The sequence below is a fragment of the Rubellimicrobium mesophilum DSM 19309 genome (assembly GCF_000600335.2).
Taxonomy (GTDB): Bacteria; Pseudomonadota; Alphaproteobacteria; order Rhodobacterales; family Rhodobacteraceae; genus Rubellimicrobium; species Rubellimicrobium mesophilum.
The window spans coordinates 30139-45969 of record NZ_KK088566.1; the positions used below are offsets into that span (position 1 = coordinate 30139).

General features: G+C 69.9%; 11 protein-coding genes, 1 tRNA gene and 3 pseudogenes. 6 read left to right on the forward strand and 9 right to left on the reverse strand.

Annotation, left to right across the window (positions count from 1 at the left end; translation table 11 throughout):
• Positions 1-88 precede the first annotated feature (88 nt).
• Positions 89-2473, reverse strand: a complete 2385-nt coding sequence (locus RUMESO_RS09495) for an ATP-dependent helicase (RefSeq protein WP_037279897.1) — start codon at positions 2471-2473, stop codon at positions 89-91.
• A 202-nt stretch (positions 2474-2675) separates the two neighbouring features.
• On the opposite strand from RUMESO_RS09495, the pseudogene RUMESO_RS09500 reads away from it, so the two are divergent.
• Both RUMESO_RS09500 and RUMESO_RS09505 read left to right on the forward strand, forming a co-directional pair.
• Positions 2676-6120, forward strand: a pseudogene (locus RUMESO_RS09500) (pyruvate carboxylase).
• Positions 6121-6265: 145 nt separating this feature from the next.
• A tRNA-Gly gene (locus RUMESO_RS09505) sits at positions 6266-6340 on the forward strand.
• A gap of 21 nt (positions 6341-6361) precedes the next feature.
• On the opposite strand, the gene RUMESO_RS09510 is transcribed toward RUMESO_RS09505, so the two are convergent.
• The 3 genes and pseudogenes from RUMESO_RS09510 to RUMESO_RS09515 all read right to left on the reverse strand — a co-directional run bounded on the left by RUMESO_RS09510 (position 6362) and on the right by RUMESO_RS09515 (position 8255).
• On the reverse strand, positions 6362-6997 hold the full coding sequence (locus tag RUMESO_RS09510) for an SMP-30/gluconolactonase/LRE family protein (RefSeq protein WP_342670754.1): 636 nt from the start codon (positions 6995-6997) through the stop codon (positions 6362-6364).
• Positions 6894-7259: pseudogene (locus RUMESO_RS28130) on the reverse strand (SMP-30/gluconolactonase/LRE family protein); the annotation flags it as partial. The gene RUMESO_RS09510 and the pseudogene RUMESO_RS28130, both read right to left, overlap by 104 nt.
• A 54-nt stretch (positions 7260-7313) precedes the next feature.
• Positions 7314-8255, reverse strand: a complete 942-nt coding sequence (locus RUMESO_RS09515; RefSeq protein ID WP_037279929.1) for a manganese catalase family protein — start codon at positions 8253-8255, stop codon at positions 7314-7316.
• Positions 8256-8421: 166 nt separating this feature from the next.
• On the opposite strand from RUMESO_RS09515, the gene RUMESO_RS09520 reads away from it, so the two are divergent.
• From RUMESO_RS09520 to RUMESO_RS09535, 4 genes are all read left to right on the forward strand, one after another.
• Positions 8422-8922, forward strand: coding sequence for a YciE/YciF ferroxidase family protein (locus tag RUMESO_RS09520; protein ID WP_037279899.1), 501 nt, complete (start codon positions 8422-8424; stop codon positions 8920-8922).
• Positions 8923-8982: 60 nt separating this feature from the next.
• The gene (locus RUMESO_RS09525) at positions 8983-9861 is read left to right on the forward strand and encodes a LysR family transcriptional regulator (protein ID WP_037279900.1); all 879 of its coding nucleotides are present in this window, start codon (positions 8983-8985) and stop codon (positions 9859-9861) included.
• Positions 9862-9975: 114 nt separating this feature from the next.
• On the forward strand, positions 9976-10407 hold the full coding sequence (locus RUMESO_RS09530) for a DoxX family protein (RefSeq protein ID WP_037279902.1): 432 nt from the start codon (positions 9976-9978) through the stop codon (positions 10405-10407).
• Positions 10408-10434: 27 nt separating this feature from the next.
• The gene (locus RUMESO_RS09535) at positions 10435-11250 is read left to right on the forward strand and encodes a VOC family protein (RefSeq protein ID WP_037279904.1); all 816 of its coding nucleotides are present in this window, start codon (positions 10435-10437) and stop codon (positions 11248-11250) included.
• A 281-nt stretch (positions 11251-11531) separates the two neighbouring features.
• On the opposite strand, the gene RUMESO_RS09540 is transcribed toward RUMESO_RS09535, so the two are convergent.
• From RUMESO_RS09540 to RUMESO_RS09560, 5 genes and pseudogenes are all read right to left on the reverse strand, one after another.
• A complete protein-coding gene (locus tag RUMESO_RS09540; RefSeq protein WP_037279907.1) occupies positions 11532-12545 on the reverse strand; it encodes an aldose epimerase family protein in 1014 nt (337 codons plus the stop codon).
• A 52-nt stretch (positions 12546-12597) separates the two neighbouring features.
• Positions 12598-13502, reverse strand: a pseudogene (gene rarD, locus RUMESO_RS09545) (EamA family transporter RarD).
• Positions 13503-13581: 79 nt separating this feature from the next.
• Complete coding sequence (locus RUMESO_RS09550; RefSeq protein ID WP_037279908.1) at positions 13582-14565, reverse strand: ribonuclease Z; 984 nt, start codon at positions 14563-14565, stop codon at positions 13582-13584.
• Positions 14562-15299, reverse strand: a complete 738-nt coding sequence (locus RUMESO_RS09555) for a DUF4336 domain-containing protein (protein ID WP_037279910.1) — start codon at positions 15297-15299, stop codon at positions 14562-14564. The genes RUMESO_RS09550 and RUMESO_RS09555 overlap by 4 nt, the downstream gene beginning before the upstream one ends.
• Positions 15300-15508: 209 nt before the next feature.
• Complete coding sequence (locus RUMESO_RS09560; protein WP_037279912.1) at positions 15509-15793, reverse strand: DUF6812 domain-containing protein; 285 nt, start codon at positions 15791-15793, stop codon at positions 15509-15511.
• Positions 15794-15831: the final 38 nt, after the last annotated feature.

A 15831-nucleotide genomic window follows, 5' to 3' on the forward strand; every position in this document is an offset into this window, starting at 1 on the left:
AACGCCCGTAGCTGTAACGCCCCGTTAACCGCCCCCTGCGATCCTGTCCCCATCAACCCAGGAGACAGGCATCATGGCAGCGCAAGGATCAGAACGGCACGTCGTCCCCGCCCCCGCTGGCGGGCACGACGAACTTCGCCACGACCTTCTTCTCGCCCGCCTTCTCGAAGTCGATGTCGAGCTTGTCGCCCTCGGCTCCGACGATCCGGCCATAGCCGAACTTCTGGTGGAACACCCGGTCGCCCACGGTGAAGGAACTGACGGCCGTCGCGTCGATGGTGATGCTGCGCGACTCCTGCGGCTCTCGCAGCGGCCGGACCTGAGCTCGCGCCTGCAACCTTCGCCAGCCGGGGGACGCATAGACATCCGCCCGCGCCGCCCGGTCGGCCAGCACGGACTCGCTCGCGGTCTGCAGCACGGGCGAGGCGCTCATCGCCATCCCCGCCGCGCCGTAGCCTCCGCCATAGAGCCCCGGCGGCGTCAGCACCTCGACATGGTCCTTGGGCAACTCGTCGATGAAGCGGCTCGGCAGAGAGCTTTGCCACTGCCCATGCACCCGCCGGTTCCCCGCGAAGGAGATGGTCGCCACCTTCTCCGCCCGCGTGATGCCGACATAGGCCAGCCTGCGCTCCTCCTCGAGCCCCTTCACGCCCCCCTCGTCCATCGACCGCTGCGAGGGAAACAGCCCGTCCTCCCACCCCGGCAGGAACACCGCCGGGAACTCCAGCCCCTTGGCCCCATGCAGCGTCATGATCGAGACCTTCTCGTCCCCGTCCTCGCTCGCGTTGTCCATGACCAGGGCGACGTGCTCCAGGAACCCCTGGAGGTTCTCGAACTCGTCCAGCGCCTTCACCAGCTCCTTGAGGTTCTCGAGCCGCCCCGCCGCGTCGGGGGACTTGTCGGCCTTCCACATCGCCGTGTAGCCCGACTCGTCCAGGATCATCTGCGCGAGCTCGACATGCGTGTCGGCCTCGTCCCGGATCTGCCGGTGCCAGCGCTCCATGGCCTCGACGAAGACCCGCAGCTCCCGACCGCCCTTGCCGCCAAGGTCCCCGTTTTCCACCGCGATCCGCGCGCCGTCCAGCAGCGACACCCGGTGGTGACGGGCGCAGACCTGCACGGTCTGCATCGCCTTGTCGCCCAGGCCCCGCTTCGGCGTGTTCACGATCCGCTCGAACGCCAGGTCGTCGTCCGGGGACACGGCCAGCCGGAAGTAGGCCATCGCGTCCCGGATCTCCTGCCGCTCGTAGAAGCGCGGGCCGCCGATCACGCGATACGGCAGCCCGATGGTCAGGAAGCGGTCCTCGAAGGCCCGCATCTGGTGCGACGCCCGCACGAGAATGGCGATGCCGTCGAGGCCGATGGGCTCCATGCCGCGCGTCCCGCGCTGCATCGCCTCGACCTCCTCGCCGACCCAGCGCGCCTCCTCCTCGCCGTCCCAGTGGCCGATGAGCCGGACCTTCTCCCCCTCGCCCAACGCGGTCCAAAGCGTCTTCCCCAGCCGCCCCTTGTTCCCCGCGATCACCGCCGAGGCAGCGGCGAGGATATGCGGGGTGGAGCGGTAGTTCTGCTCCAGCCGCACCACAGTCGCGCCCGGGAAATCCTGCTCGAACCGCAGAATGTTGCCGACTTCCGCCCCGCGCCAGCCGTAGATCGACTGGTCGTCGTCGCCCACGCAGCAGATGTTCCGATGCCCCTGCGCCAGCAGCCGCAGCCAGAGGTACTGGGCGATGTTGGTGTCCTGGTACTCGTCCACGAGGATGTAGCGGAACCAGCGCTGGTATTGCTCCAGCACGTCCTCGTTCTCGCGGAAGATGCGGATCATGTGCAGCAGCAGGTCGCCGAAGTCGACCGCGTTCAGGTCCCTCAGCCGCGCCTGATACGCCGCATACAGATCGACCCCCTTGTGATCGAAGGCCGCCACGTCCGCCGCCGGGATGTTGTCCGGCGACACCGCCCGGTTCTTCCACCCGTCGATGATGTGCGAGAGCTGCCGCGCCGGCCACCGCTTCTCGTCGATCCCCGCCGCCGCGATGAGCTGCTTCAGCAACCGCACCTGATCGTCGTCGTCAAGGATCGTGAAGTTCGACCTGAGCCCCACCAGTTCCGCGTGCCGTCGCAGGAGCTTCACGCAGATCGCGTGGAAGGTGCCGAGCCAGGGCATCCCCTCCACCGCCTCGCCCACCATGGAGCCCACGCGGTTCCTCATCTCCCGCGCGGCCTTGTTGGTGAAGGTCACCGCCAGAATCTCGTTCGGCCGCGCCCGTCCGGTCGTCAGCAGATGCGCGATCCGAGCCGTCAGCGCCTTGGTCTTGCCGGTGCCCGCCCCGGCCAGCATCAGCACGGGCCCGTCCAGCGCCTCGACCGCCGCGCGCTGCGCGGGGTTCAGGCCGTCGAGATACGGGGTTCGGGGCATCGCCGCCGCCATGGCGCGGCGCGAGAGGGGCAGGTCGGGATCGGGCGAAGCGGTCATGGAGGGGGAACATAATGCGCCCCACGCTTCGATGGAAGCTCTCGTTCGTGTTACGTTCCACGACTGACCGTGATGTGGCACGCAGGGCCTCCGCTCAAGCCGATGGCGCGTCTGTCGCCCAACCCCGCTTCCACGACGTAAAGCGCCCTTGCGCCGCACCGCAGCGCGCCTAATGTGCCCGCGCCTCAACCGGAGCCCGTCCATGCCCGAGTTCAAGAAGATCCTTGTCGCCAACCGTGGCGAGATCGCCATCCGCGTGATGCGCGCCGCGACCGAGCTCGGGAAGCGCACCGTCGCCGTCTACGCCGAGGAGGACAAGCTCGGCCTCCACCGCTTCAAGGCGGATGAGGCCTACCGCATCGGAGAGGGCCTCGGCCCCGTTCAGGCCTACCTGAGCATCCCCGAGATCATCCGCGTGGCCAAGATGTCCGGCGCCGACGCGATCCACCCGGGCTACGGCCTCCTCTCCGAGAACCCCGCCCTCGTGGACGCCTGCGAGGCCGAGGGCATCATCTTCATCGGCCCGACCGCCGCGACGATGCGCGCCCTGGGCGACAAGGCCTCGGCCCGCAAGGTCGCGATCCAGGCCGGCGTCCCCGTCATCCCCGCGACCGAAGTCCTGGGCGACGACATGGAGGCCATCAAGCGCGAGGCCGCCGAGATCGGCTACCCGCTGATGCTCAAGGCCTCCTGGGGCGGCGGCGGTCGCGGGATGCGGCCCATCCTCAGCGAGGACGAGCTCGAGACCAAGGTGCTGGAGGGCCGCCGCGAGGCCGAGGCCGCCTTCGGCAACGGCGAGGGCTACCTCGAGAAGATGATCCTGCGCGCCCGCCACGTCGAGGTGCAGATCCTGGGCGACAAGCAGGGCCACATCTACCACCTCTGGGAGCGCGACTGCACCGTCCAGCGCCGCAACCAGAAGGTCGTGGAGCGGGCGCCCGCCCCCTACCTCACGCAGGAGCAGCGCGAGGAGGTCTGCGAGATGGCCGTCCGCCTGACCAGCGCGGTCAACTACGAATGCGCCGGCACCGTCGAGTTCCTGATGGATATGGACTCCGGCAAGTTCTACTTCATCGAGGTGAACCCCCGCGTCCAGGTCGAGCACACCGTGACTGAGGAGGTCACCGGCATCGACATCGTCCGCGCCCAGATCCTCATCGAGGAGGGCAAGAGCCTCGCCGAGGCCACCGGCGTCCCCTCCCAGGACCAGATCAAGCTCGACGGCCACGCGCTCCAGTGCCGCGTGACGACCGAGGACCCGGCCAACAACTTCATCCCCGACTACGGCCGCATCCAGACCTACCGCAGCGCCACCGGCCCCGGCATCCGACTCGACGGCGGCACGGCCTATTCCGGCGCGGTCATCACCCGCTACTACGACTCGCTCCTGACCAAGGTCACCGCCCGCGCGCCCACGCCCGAGATGGCCATCGCCCGCATGGACCGCGCGCTGCGCGAGTTCCGCATCCGGGGCGTCAGCACGAACATCGACTTCGTGGTGAACCTGCTCAAGCACCCGACCTTCCTGTCGAACGAGTACACCACCAAGTTCATCGACACGACGCCCGAGCTCTTCCAGTTCGGCCAGCGGCAGGACCGGGCGACCAAGATCCTGACCTACATCGCCGACATCACCGTCAACGGGCACCCCGAGACGGCCGGCCGCTCCAAGCCCGCCGCCGACGCCCGCAAGGCCAAGCCGCCAGTCCAGATGCTCGGGACTTGGCAGGCCGGAACCCGGCAACTCCTTGACCAGAAGGGGCCAAAGGGCGTCGCCGACTGGATGAAGGCGCAGACCCGGCTCCTCGTCACCGACACGACCATGCGGGACGGGCACCAGTCGCTGCTCGCCACCCGGATGCGCTCCATCGACATGATCAACGCGGCGCCCGCCTACGCCCAGATGATGCCGGGGCTCCTCTCGGTCGAATGCTGGGGGGGTGCCACCTTCGACGTGGCCTACCGCTTCCTGCAGGAATGCCCCTGGCAGCGCCTCCGCGACATACGCGAGCGGATGCCGAACATCATGACGCAGATGCTGCTCCGCGCCTCGAACGGCGTGGGCTACACCAACTACCCCGACAACGTGGTCCGCGCCTTCGTCCTCCAGGCCGCCGAGTCGGGCGTGGACGTATTCCGCGTCTTCGACTCGCTCAATTGGGTCGAGAACATGCGCGTCGCCATGGACGCCGTGGTCGAGGCCAACAAGGTCTGCGAGGCGGCGATCTGCTACACGGGACGACATCCTCGACCCCAGCCGCGCCAAGTACGACCTCAAGTACTACGTCGCCATGGCCAAGGAGCTGGAGGCCGCCGGCGCGCACGTCCTCGGCCTCAAGGACATGGCGGGCCTTCTCAAAGCCTCCGCCGCACGTGTCCTCATCAAGGCGCTCAAGGAGGAGGTCGGCCTGCCGATCCACTTCCACACGCACGACACGTCGGGCGCCGCCGCCGCGACGATCCTCGCCGCCTCGGACGCCGGGGTGGACGCGGTGGACGCCGCCATGGACGCCTTCTCGGGCGGGACCTCGCAGGCCTGCCTGGGCAGCATCGTCGAGGCCCTGCGCCACACCGACCGGGACACCGGCCTCGACATCGCCGCGATCCGCACGATCAGCAACTACTGGGAGGCCGTGCGCCAGCAGTATTGCGCCTTCGAGTCCGGCCTGCAGGCCCCCGCCTCCGAGGTCTACCTCCATGAGATGCCGGGCGGGCAGTTCACCAACCTCAAGGCCCAGGCCCGCAGCCTCGGGCTGGAGGAGCGGTGGCACGAGGTCGCGCAGGCCTATGCCGACGCCAACATGATGTTCGGCGACATCGTCAAGGTCACGCCCTCCTCCAAGGTCGTGGGCGACATGGCCCTGATGATGGTGGCGCAGGGGCTCACGCGAGCGCAGGTCGAGGACCCCGCCGTCGAGGTGGCCTTCCCCGAGTCGGTGGTGGACATGCTCAAGGGCAACCTCGGCCAGCCGCCGGGCGGCTGGCCCGCCCCCATCCAGCGCAAGGTTCTGAAAGGCGAGCCCGCCTCGACCGACCGTCCCGGCGCCCATATGCCGGCGGTGGACATCGAGGCGGTGCGCCAAAAGGCCTCCAAGGACCTGAACGTGCCCCCTCTCGATGACGAGGACCTGAACGGCTATCTCATGTATCCCAAGGTCTTCTCGGACTACGTGAGCCGCCACAAGACCTACGGTCCTGTGCGCGTCCTGCCGACCAAGACCTTCTTCTATGGCATGGAGCCCGGCGAGGAGATCAGCGCCGAGATCGACCCCGGCAAGACCCTGGAGGTCCGCCTCCAGGCCGTGGGCGAGACCACCGAGGAAGGCGACGTCCGCGTCTTCTTCGAGCTGAACGGCCAGCCGCGCACGATCCGCGTCCCGAACCGCTCGGCCGCCGCCAAGAACCCGCGCCGCCTCAAGGCCGAGTCCGGCAACCCGCTCCACGTCGGGGCGCCGATGCCGGGGGTGGTCGCCACGGTTGCGGCCCAAGCCGGCAAGCCGGTGCGCGCCGGGGATCTCCTCCTTACCATCGAGGCGATGAAGATGGAGACCGGCATCCACGCCGACCGCGACGGCAACGTGAAGGCCGTCCACGTCGCCCCCGGCGCGCAGATCGACGCCAAGGACCTGCTGGTCGAGCTGGGCTGATCCCGACCGGCGCCCGGGTCCGCCCGGGCGCCGTCTCGGCCGAGGTTTCCAACCTTTTCGGAGACTTCGCGGCAACGCAGCGAAAACCGCGTTTTCCCCCTTGCAGCCCCCTGCGCCCCTCGTTAGATACGCCTCCACGGAGCGGGCGGGTGTAGCTCAGGGGTAGAGCACAACCTTGCCAAGGTTGGGGTCGAGGGTTCGAATCCCTTCGCCCGCTCCAATTTCCTCCCAATCCTTCAGGTCAACTCGGCGCCTTCGCGTTCACGTAGATCGCATAGACCGACGTCGTCGCCGCGATGAACAGCCGGTTCCCGCGCGGCCCTCCGAAGCAGAGGTTCGCCACCTCCTCCGGCACCCGGATCCGGCCCAGCAGCGTTCCATCCGGGTGGAAGACGTGCACCGCCTCTCCGCCGGAGCACCAGACATGCCCCTTTGCGTCCACCCGCAGCCCGTCCGGAACGCCGAATTCCAGCTTCGCGAAGTCACGCCCGTTCACCAACCGCCCTGCCTCCTGGTCGAAGACGCGCAGGAGCCCCAAGATCGAGCCGTCGGGGGCCCTCCCGCTGTCCGCGACGTAGAGCCGCGACTCGTCCGGCGAGAAGGCGAGCCCGTTGGGCTGGACGAAGCCGGTCGCCACCCGTTCCGGCTCCCCGCCGCCGGGCCGGGATGTGGTAGACGGCGTTCTCGTCCTGCTCGGGGACGGATTCGTAGCCCTCGTAGTCCGAGAGGATCCCGTAGGTGGGATCGCTGAACCAGACCGACCCATCCCGTGCCACCACCAGATCGTTGGGCGAGTTGAGCCACTTCCCGTCATGGCTCTCGGCCAGCACGGTGGTCGTCCCGTCGTGCTCGGTCCGCACCACCGACCGCAGCCCATGCGAGCAGCTCACCAGCCGCCCCTCGCGGTCGCGGGTGTGGCCGTTGGTGTAGCCGGCGGGGGAGCGGAACACGGTGAGCCCCGTCCCCTCGGTCCAGCGCATCATGCGGTCGTTGGGGATGTCGCTCAGGTAGAGCGCCTGGTGCGCGGGGAACCAGACCGGCCCCTCGGCCCAGCGCAGGCCGGTGCCGAGGTGGTCGAGCCGGGCGGAGCCCTGGATCAGGGCCCCGAAGCGCGGGTCGCAAATCTCGTAGATCGACATGGTCCCTCCGTGGTGACGGAGGGACCTTAGCACCGCCTTCGGCCAGCGCGAGCGTCAGAGCGACCCGGCGCCCTGATGGGCCTTCTGCGTCAGCCGCTGGGCGATCTCGTAGAACTCCTCGGGCGCGTAGTCCGGCGTGAAGGCCGAGGGCTGGCCCACGAGGTCGTGGATCTTGCCGCCGTCCGGCATCCCCTCGACGACCTGGAGCTCGCCCGGAGGGTCGTCCGGCAGCGCCATCTCGCCCTCCCAGATGCCCCGGATCGCCTGGTAGTCGCCGGGCGAGAAGGTGTAGAGCCGCCGGTGCGAGCCCTCGGCCAGGTACTTCTGGCACTCCGGGATCTTGTCGAGCGGGATGTTCGGCGTGGGCAGCATCTGCTCGATGGCGACCCCGGTCAGCTTCTTGAGCGCCAGCGCGTAGGAATGGGCATGGACGCTCCCGCGCACCAGCAGGTAGCCACAGACCTCGCGCCCGGTGGGATCGGACAGCGTCTCGTAGACCCGCAGCTTGTGGAGCCGCGCCCCGCATTCGAGGTGGAAGTTGTGAAGGAGGTCGAAGACCACGTTCCCGGTGGTCGTCACCATGTCCACGTTCCAGCTCATGCTGTTGGAGTTCACCGGCACCGCTCCTCCGCCATGCGAGAAGAAGCTCGCCGCGCTGCGGATGTCCTGCATCGACTCGAAGGGCGCCCTCGAGATGTCGCCGCCGTCGCCCGAGTCGTCCGCCGCCGAGTCCGGTCCGTTGGCCAGCATGGCGACCCCGTTCGAGACGAGCTCCACATGGCCCAGCTCCTCCGCGGTGATAGCGGCCACCAACTCGTAGAAGGGGCGGAGCTTCGACTTGGAGCGGAAGTTGAAGCTCTGGAACATGTAGTTCCCGAGCGTGGACATCTCCCCGTACTTGCCGCCCAGGAGTTCCTGGAGAGCCGCGGCGGCGTTGGGGTCCTGCTTCTTGGGGGATGGCAGCTCCACCTGGAGCCGGTCGACGCGCAGGAACATGAAAAGCCCTCCTCGTTGGTGGCCCTTCCCGAACAAGCCGCCCCGGACGAAGTTCCGCCTCTTGGGGAATGGCCGGCGGGCGTCGGCGGCCTCCCGCGCGGGACGGGGGAACAGGTCGCGGCGGCCGGCGTTCGAGAGGTTCACGGACACCAGCACGGAGACGGCCATGCCCGCCGCCAACCTCGACAAGCTCTTCCACGACACCCTGCGCGACGTCTACTACGCCGAGCGCAAGATCCTTCAGGCGCTCAAGAAGAACATCCGCGCGGCCCAGAGCGCCGAGCTCAAGCAGGCCTTCGAGACGCACCGCGAGGAGACCGAGGGGCAGATCGAGAGGCTCCAGCAGGTGTTCGAGACCATCGGCAAGCGCGCCCAGGGCAAGACCTGCGCCGCGATGGACGGCATCATCGAGGAAGCCGAGGAGATCATGGAGGAGTACAAGGACTCCGCCGCGCTCGACGCGGGGCTCCTCGCCGCCGCGCAGGCCATCGAGCATTACGAGATCACCCGCTATGGCACCCTCGCCGCCTGGGCGCGGCAGCTCGGCAACGCGGAGGGCGAACGGCTCCTGCGCGAGACGCTGGCCGAGGAGGAGAGGACCGACAAGATCCTGACCGACCTCGCCGAGGCGACGATCAACGCGGCGGCCGAGCAGAAGGCGGCCTGACGCGGCTTCCGGGGCAGCCTGCCCCGGTCTAGGCTCCGGGCATTCCAACCCGGAGCCGCCATGGACCGCCTTTCCTGTGACCGCATGTTCGCCGCCGTGGTCGAGGCCGGCAGCTTCGCGGGCGCGGCGCAGAGGCTCGGCACCAGCTCGGGGCAGGCCTCCAAGCTCGTCTCCCGGCTGGAGTCGGAACTGGGCGTCCGCCTCCTCCACCGCACGACCCGGGCGCTCGCCCCGACCGAGGCGGGGCAGGCCTATTACGACCGCCTCAGGAACCTGCTCGACGAGTTCGACGCGCTCGATGCCGAGGTGCGCGACCAGGGGAGCGAGCCGCGCGGGACGGTGCGGGTGACCGCTCCGCTGACCTTCGGGACGCTGCGCCTCGCCGGCATCCTCACCGACTTCGCGGCGGCGCATCCGCAGATCGGCCTCGACGTGAGCTTCACCGACCGGCTGGTCAACCTCGTGGACGAGGGCTTCGACCTCGCGGTGCGGGTGGGACAGCCGGCGGATTCCTCGCTGGTGGCCCGCAAGCTGGCCGAGGCGCGGAGCATCACCGTCGCGTCGCCCAGCTACCTTGCCGCTCGCGGCACCCCACGGACGCCGCAGGACCTGCCGGAGCACGACTGCATCATCGACACCAACCGCCGCGATCCGCACCGCTGGACCTATGCCAAGGGCCCCGTCCATGTCTCGGGGCGGCTCACCTTCTCGAACGCCAGCGTTTGCCTGACGGTCGCGGAGGCGGGGCTCGGCATCGCCTGCCTGCCGGACTTCGTGGCCACCGAGTCGCTGCTCGCAGGGCGTGTCGTCCGCCTGCTGGAGGGCCACGAGAGCGCGCCGCTGGGCATCTATGCGATGACGCCCTCCGGCCGACACCTCCCGGCCAAGGTGCGACTGCTGAGCGATGCCTTGGCCGACGCGTTGCGCCATGGCCGCTGATCCCTTCCTGACGGGATGCAATGTTCTGCCGTCCAGCCGGATTATCGCCAGCCCGGGCGTAGTGCATATGGGTGGGGCCAGCCCGAACGGGCCCTCAACCCAAGGAACCCTGCCATGACCTACGCCAATCCCGCCGCCCTCCGCTCCGAGGCCTCGCAGGCCGACACCGCCGCGCTCCTGCTGCGCGTCGCCATGGGCGTGCTCTTCGTCGCCCATGCCTGGATGAAGATCACCGTCTTCACGCCCGCCGGGACCGCGCAATACTTCGCCTCCATCGGCCTGCCGGGGGTCCTCGCCTATCTCACCATCGCGGCCGAGCTGTTCGGCGGCCTCGCCCTGATCGCGGGCGTCTACACGCGCTGGGTCTCGCTCGCCCTCGTCCCCGTCATGGTCGGCGCCGCCTACTTCGGCCACGGCTCCAACGGCTTCTTCTTCAGCGCCCCGAACGGCGGCTGGGAATACCCGGCCTTCTGGACCGTCGCCCTCTTTGTCCAGGCGCTCCTCGGCGACGGCGCCTTCGCCCTCACCAACCGCGCGGCCCGCTGAGGGCCGCCTTTCCGGGAGAGACCTGCCATGTCCACCGCCTCCGCCCCCCTCGAGATCGGCCGCGTCGCGCTGACCGTGAACGACCTTGCCGCCGTGCGCGACTTCTACCGGACGGCCCTCGGCCTCGAGGTCCTGCGCGGGGACGAGGGCGTGGCGCTCCTTGGCGCGGGCGACCGGGCGATCCTCGAGTTGCGCGAGGACCGCTCGGCCCGCCGCCGCTCCGCCCGCGAGGCGGGGCTCTTCCATACCGCCTTCCTCCTGCCCTCCCGCGATGCCCTGGGCCGTTGGCTGCGCCACGCGGCCGAGTCGCGGCTGCCGCTGCAGGGCGCCTCGGACCACCTCGTGAGCGAGGCGGTCTATCTGGCCGACCCCGAGGGGAACGGCATCGAGGTCTATGCCGACAAGCCCCGCGAGGCCTGGCCGCGCGAGGGCGGGGAGATCAAGATGGACACCCTGCCCATGGACGTGAACGGCGTCGCGGGTTCGGCGGACGGTCCCTGGACGGGCGCGCCCGAGGGCACCGTCGTCGGCCACGTCCACCTCCAGGTCGGCAACGTGGCCGAGGCCGAGGAGTTCTACCACGGCGCGCTCGGCTTCGACGTCATGACGCATTATCCGGGCGCGGCCTTCCTCGGATCGGGCGGCTATCACCACCATCTCGGCGCCAATGTCTGGAACAGCCGGGGCGCGGGTCGTCGGACCTACCCTTCGACGGGGCTCGCGGACGTGGAAATCCTCGCGGACGGCTCCGCGATGGATGCGCTCCTGACCCGCACGGGCGGGCAGCGGCATCTGGCCGATCCCTGGGGCACCTCGGTCACCCTGAACGCGAAGGCGGCCTGACCCCTCGGGGTCGGCAAGTCTATGGTTGTCCCCGGACGCGATGTCCGGGTGTCGTGGGGCGCGGCTCTCGGGGCTGCGCCCTTGGCATTTGATGACGATGGGCATGGGAATCCTCCTTGCCATTGAGGAGGAGTGTCCCAGGGACGGGTTAACGATTCGTAATAGCTACGGGCGTTGCGTCGCCCCGAGCGGTTCGGCTTGGATGTGTCCTGCGCGCCACGGCGGCCCGGCCCGGGTCGGGCGCGGCAAGGGCTTGCGGGGCTTGCGGTTTCGGCGGCGAATCAGTCGGCGGCGAAGGTGAACAGCATCTCGTGGCGGTAGGTCTCGCCCGGCCGGAGGACGCAGGACGGGAACTGCGGGTGATTCGGGGTGCCCGGGAACTTCTGCGTCTCCAGCGTGAAGCCGCCGTATTGGTGCTGGGTCTCGCCCCGCTTGCCGGGCATCGAAGCGCTCAGGTAGCCGCCCGTGTAGACCTGCACGCCGGGCTGGTTCTTCCGCAGGGTCATGCGGCGGCCCGAGGTGGGGTCATGGGCCTCGGCGCAGTCGCGCAGGGCGACGCCGGCCTCGGACAGGCACCAGTTGTGGTCGTAGCCCTTGCCGCCCGGCGCGCCGGCGATGTCGCGGCCGATGGGCTTCGAGGCCATGAAGTCGAAGGGCGTGCCGGCGACGGGGAGGATCGCGCCTGTAGCGAGGAGCTCCGCGTCCACGGGTGTGTAGAAGGGGGCGGCGAGGCGCAGCTCCTGCGCGAGCACGTCCCCCTCGCCCGCGAGGTTGAAGTAGGAGTGATGGACCATGTTGAGGACCGTGGGGGCCGAGGTCTCGGCGGTCATCACGATGCGGAGGCCCTCGTCGGTCAGCTCGTAGGTCGAGGTGAGCTCGCAGCGGCCGGGATAGCCCATCTCGCCCTCCCAGGAGGTCGCGTGGAAGGTCACGCTGGTGGGAGTCAGGTGGCCGAGGGTCCAGTTCTTGCGGTCGAAGCCTTGGTGGCCGCCGTGCAGGTGGTTCGCGCCCTCGTTCAAGTCGAGCTGATATTCGACACCGTCGAGAAGGAAGCGTCCCCCGGCGATCCGGTTGCCGTAGCGGCCCACGGTGGCGCCGAAATAGGCCTTGGAGGCGACGTAGTCGTCCAAGGAGTCGTGGCCCAGGACGATGTCGGCGGGATTGCCCCGCCGGTCGGGGACCCAGAGCTCGGTCAGGCGGGCGCCGTAGGTGATGAGGCGGGCCTTGAGGGCGCCGCTCTCCAGGGTGACGGCCCGCACGCTCTCGCCGTCGAGTTGCCCGTAGTGCTCGTCCATCGCCGCCCCCTGCCCTGTCGCGGCGCGACTATCTGGGCGGGGGTCGGGGGAGTCAACGGGCGGGCGCGGGCTCGGGCCGGCGGGAGCGGCGCAGCATGGCCGCCGTGTAGAGGACCAGCGCCGCCCAGATCATCGGGAAGGCGATCATGCGGGCCTGGCCGAACTCCTCGCCGAAGAGGAAGACGGCGGTGAGGAAGATCATCGTCGGCGCGATGTATTGCAGGATCGCGATGGTCGAGAGGCGCAGGAGCTTGGCGCCGTTGGCGTAGAGGAGGAGCGGCACCGCCGTGACGATCCCGCAGCCGAGGAGCAGAGCGGTGTCGGTGCCGCTGCCGGCGAAGAGGTGGCTGCGCCCGGTGGCCACCAGCCAGCCCAGGTAGAGGAGAGACGAGGGAGGAGGATCAGGATCTCCAGCAGGAAGCCCTGGTTCGGGCCGATGGGGAGCATCTTCTTGAAGTAGGCGTAGAAGCCCCAGGTGAGGGTGAGGCTGACCGCCGCGACGGGGAGGCGTCCCGCGTCCCAGGTCAGCACCGCCACGGCGGCCCCGGCCAGCGCCACGGCGGCCCATTGCAGGGGGGTGAGCCGCTCGCCCAGCAGGAGCGCGCCCAGGAACACGCTGAAGAGGGGGTTGATGTAGTAGCCCAGCGCCGCGTCGAGCGCGTGGCCCGAGCCGATGGCCCAGACGTAGGTGCCCCAGTTCACCGAGATCAGCGCCGCCGTGACGAGGCCCATGCCGAGCATCCGGGGGGTCCTCAGCGCGCGGCGCAGGTCCGCCGTCCGTCCCGTGGCGATCAGCACGACGGCCGCGATCGGGATGGACCAGATGATGCGGTGGACGATGACCTCGGCCGGGGGGATGTGGGCGAGCGCCTTCATGTAGAGGGGCAGGAAGCCCCAGAGGACGTAGACGCTGGTCGCCAGGACGAAGCCCTTGAGGCTGTCCTCGTTGCTGCTCATGGGGATGGCCTCTCTCGGGACGGGCGTCGGCGTAGCGTTATCGTCGCCTGGGCGCCAGCGCATTCCGAAGGGTGCGGGATCACCCCCCGAAGGCGGTCTCGGCCTCGCGCGCGAGGTCCTCGCGGCGTTCGAGGTAGCGGGGGGAGTGGTGGAAGGTCGTGAGGCGCCGCGCCCCGGCCTCGCGCGCGAGGGTGCCGGCCTGCCGGGCGGTCAGGTGCTTGCGGGCCGTGGCGAGGGCCTCGTCCTCGTGGAGGAAGGCGGCCTCGATGTAGAGGTGGTGGGCGTCCTTCGCGAGGGCGACGATCCTGTCGGCGTTCCCGGGGGTGAAGGCGGCGTCGGTGACGTAGGCGAGGCGCTGGCCCGGGGCGATGCGGAAGGCGCGCTCGCGCAGGGCGCCGAGGGGGATGGCGCGCCCTCCCGCCTCGATGGGCGTGTCGTCGGGGTCGTGGCGGCGCACGGCGGTCTTGGCGGCCTGGAGCCAGGGGCCGGGGGTCAGGCCCAGCTCGAACAGCCCCTCGGTCCAGACGTTGACGCCGACGTGCTCCTGCAAGGCGAAGGCGAGGCAGGGGAGGCCGTGGTCGAGCGTCGTGGCCTCGATGCGGAGGTCGTCCTCCTGAAGGACGAGGCCGGGCGGGAGGCCGGCGGGGCCAGCCTCGGTCGGGCGGAAGGCGTCGCGGGCGCGGAAGGCGGTCCAGGGGCCGAGGTGGTCGCCGTCGTAGTCCGCGACGAGGACGGCGAAGTCGGTGGAGGTCTCGTCGAGGAGGTTCCAGGTGTAGGAGTCGAGCTTGGCCCTCACGCCCGCCGTCATGCCCGGGGGGCCGACGAGGCGGATCGTGTCCGCGCGGTTCAGGCGAAGGCGCAGCAGGCGGTCGAAGCCCGCGAAGTGGTCCATGTGGCGATGGCTGACGAAGGCATCGGTGACGCGCAGGAGCTCGCGAGGGGCGACGGCGGAGAGGTCGCCCAGGTCGAAGAGGATGACCCGGGGGCGGAACAGGAAGGAGAGGAGGAGGCCCGGGTCCGCGAAGGGCGAGTTGACCAGCCGGCTCTGGACGAGCCAGCTCACAACAGCCAGCGGAGCGAGCGGCGCAGGCGGCGGGTGCCGTCGTGGTCGAACCAGGCGCCGTGGGCGAAGACGACCCGCTCGGGCGCCCAGTCGAGAATCCGGCGCGCGGCCTCCCGCACCTCCTTGCGGCGCAGGTTCATCGCCGTCCGGTAGTGCGGGGGCGCCATGCCGTCCGGGGCCAGGCCGCCGCCGAGGCGGACGAAGGGGCGGATCGAGGGGCTGAGCTTGTCGGCCTCGAAGTTCTGGACGAGGTCGGTGAGGATCAGGGTGCGGCTTCGGAGGTGGAGGAAGGCGACCTCGCGCAGGCCCATCCCGCCGGTGACGAGGAGCTGGTCGAGGTCGGCGGCCCAGTCCTCGGGCGGCCAGGAGGCGAGGTCGTGGTCGATGCGGAGGCCGGACCGCTTCACCTGCCCCCGGTCGCGGAGGCCGGGCGCGGCCCAGGTCGTGGCCTCGGGGAAGGCTGCCTGCCAGTCCTTGACGAAGACCCAGTGCGCCGAGTTCGGCGCGACGAGATGGGCGACGGGGCCGAGCCGCTCGACCTCCTCGCGCAGGGAGGGGGTCAGGCGGGTGGGCGAGTGCAGCCAGACCCCGCCATCGGCGAGGCGCGCGACGGTCATGCGGACCGGCAGGGGCACTCCCGCCAGCGAGAGGACGCTGTCCACGATCCAGAGGCCATCGCCCACCTCCTTGAGGGTGTCGAGGGGTGGGTAGGTCCGGTCCGCTTCCGTGGCCATGGCCGTGCTCCTCTGCCGGGTCGCCCTTCCAGAACGGCGGAGGATGCCCGGCGGGTCCCACGCGGGGGCGGAGCCGGAGCCTTGCGCATCTGCGGAGCGCCGTAGGGCGGGCTTCAGCCCGCCGTCGAGCTTGGCGGACGACACGGCGCATGACAGGCGGAGCATGGCGGGCCGAAGCCCGCTCTACGCCTGCCCCGCGCGGCGATGTCCTAGCAGGGGTTGAGGCTCAGATACTCGAAGTCGATCTCGGGGAAGAGGCCCTGCTGGCGCGAGATCTCGTCCATCGTGAGGAGGTCCACATGGACGATGGCCGTCTTGTTGACGAGGCGGAGCTGCTCGACCGTCTTGAGGGCGAGGAAAGGCTCCCTCTCGTTCAGGGCGTCGCGGACGCGCTGGCCCCACCGGACGTAGACGAGGCCCATGAGCGCCTCTCCGTTGCTCAGGGCGACCCGCACGGGGATGCCGTATTTCGGCTGCTTGACGCCATGGTGCATGGGAACCCTCCCCTTCTCTGCGCTGGGGCGGCGGCCGC

Excerpts from the sequence above, each read along its gene's own strand:
- RUMESO_RS09495 (WP_037279897.1), bottom strand. The coding sequence starts at position 2,473 with ATGACCGCTTCGCCCGATCCCGACCTGCCCCTCTCGCGCCGCGCCATG.
- RUMESO_RS09510 (WP_342670754.1), bottom strand. The coding sequence starts at position 6,997 with ATGGGCTGCGGTCGGTGGTGCGGACCGAGCACGACGGGACGACCACCG.
- RUMESO_RS09515 (WP_037279929.1), bottom strand. The coding sequence starts at position 8,255 with ATGTTCCTGCGCGTCGACCGGCTCCAGGTGGAGCTGCCATCCCCCAAG.
- RUMESO_RS09520 (WP_037279899.1), top strand. The coding sequence starts at position 8,422 with ATGCCCGCCGCCAACCTCGACAAGCTCTTCCACGACACCCTGCGCGAC.
- RUMESO_RS09525 (WP_037279900.1), top strand. The coding sequence starts at position 8,983 with ATGGACCGCCTTTCCTGTGACCGCATGTTCGCCGCCGTGGTCGAGGCC.
- RUMESO_RS09530 (WP_037279902.1), top strand. The coding sequence starts at position 9,976 with ATGACCTACGCCAATCCCGCCGCCCTCCGCTCCGAGGCCTCGCAGGCC.
- RUMESO_RS09535 (WP_037279904.1), top strand. The coding sequence starts at position 10,435 with ATGTCCACCGCCTCCGCCCCCCTCGAGATCGGCCGCGTCGCGCTGACC.
- RUMESO_RS09540 (WP_037279907.1), bottom strand. The coding sequence starts at position 12,545 with ATGGACGAGCACTACGGGCAACTCGACGGCGAGAGCGTGCGGGCCGTC.
- RUMESO_RS09555 (WP_037279910.1), bottom strand. The coding sequence starts at position 15,299 with ATGGCCACGGAAGCGGACCGGACCTACCCACCCCTCGACACCCTCAAG.
- RUMESO_RS09560 (WP_037279912.1), bottom strand. The coding sequence starts at position 15,793 with ATGCACCATGGCGTCAAGCAGCCGAAATACGGCATCCCCGTGCGGGTC.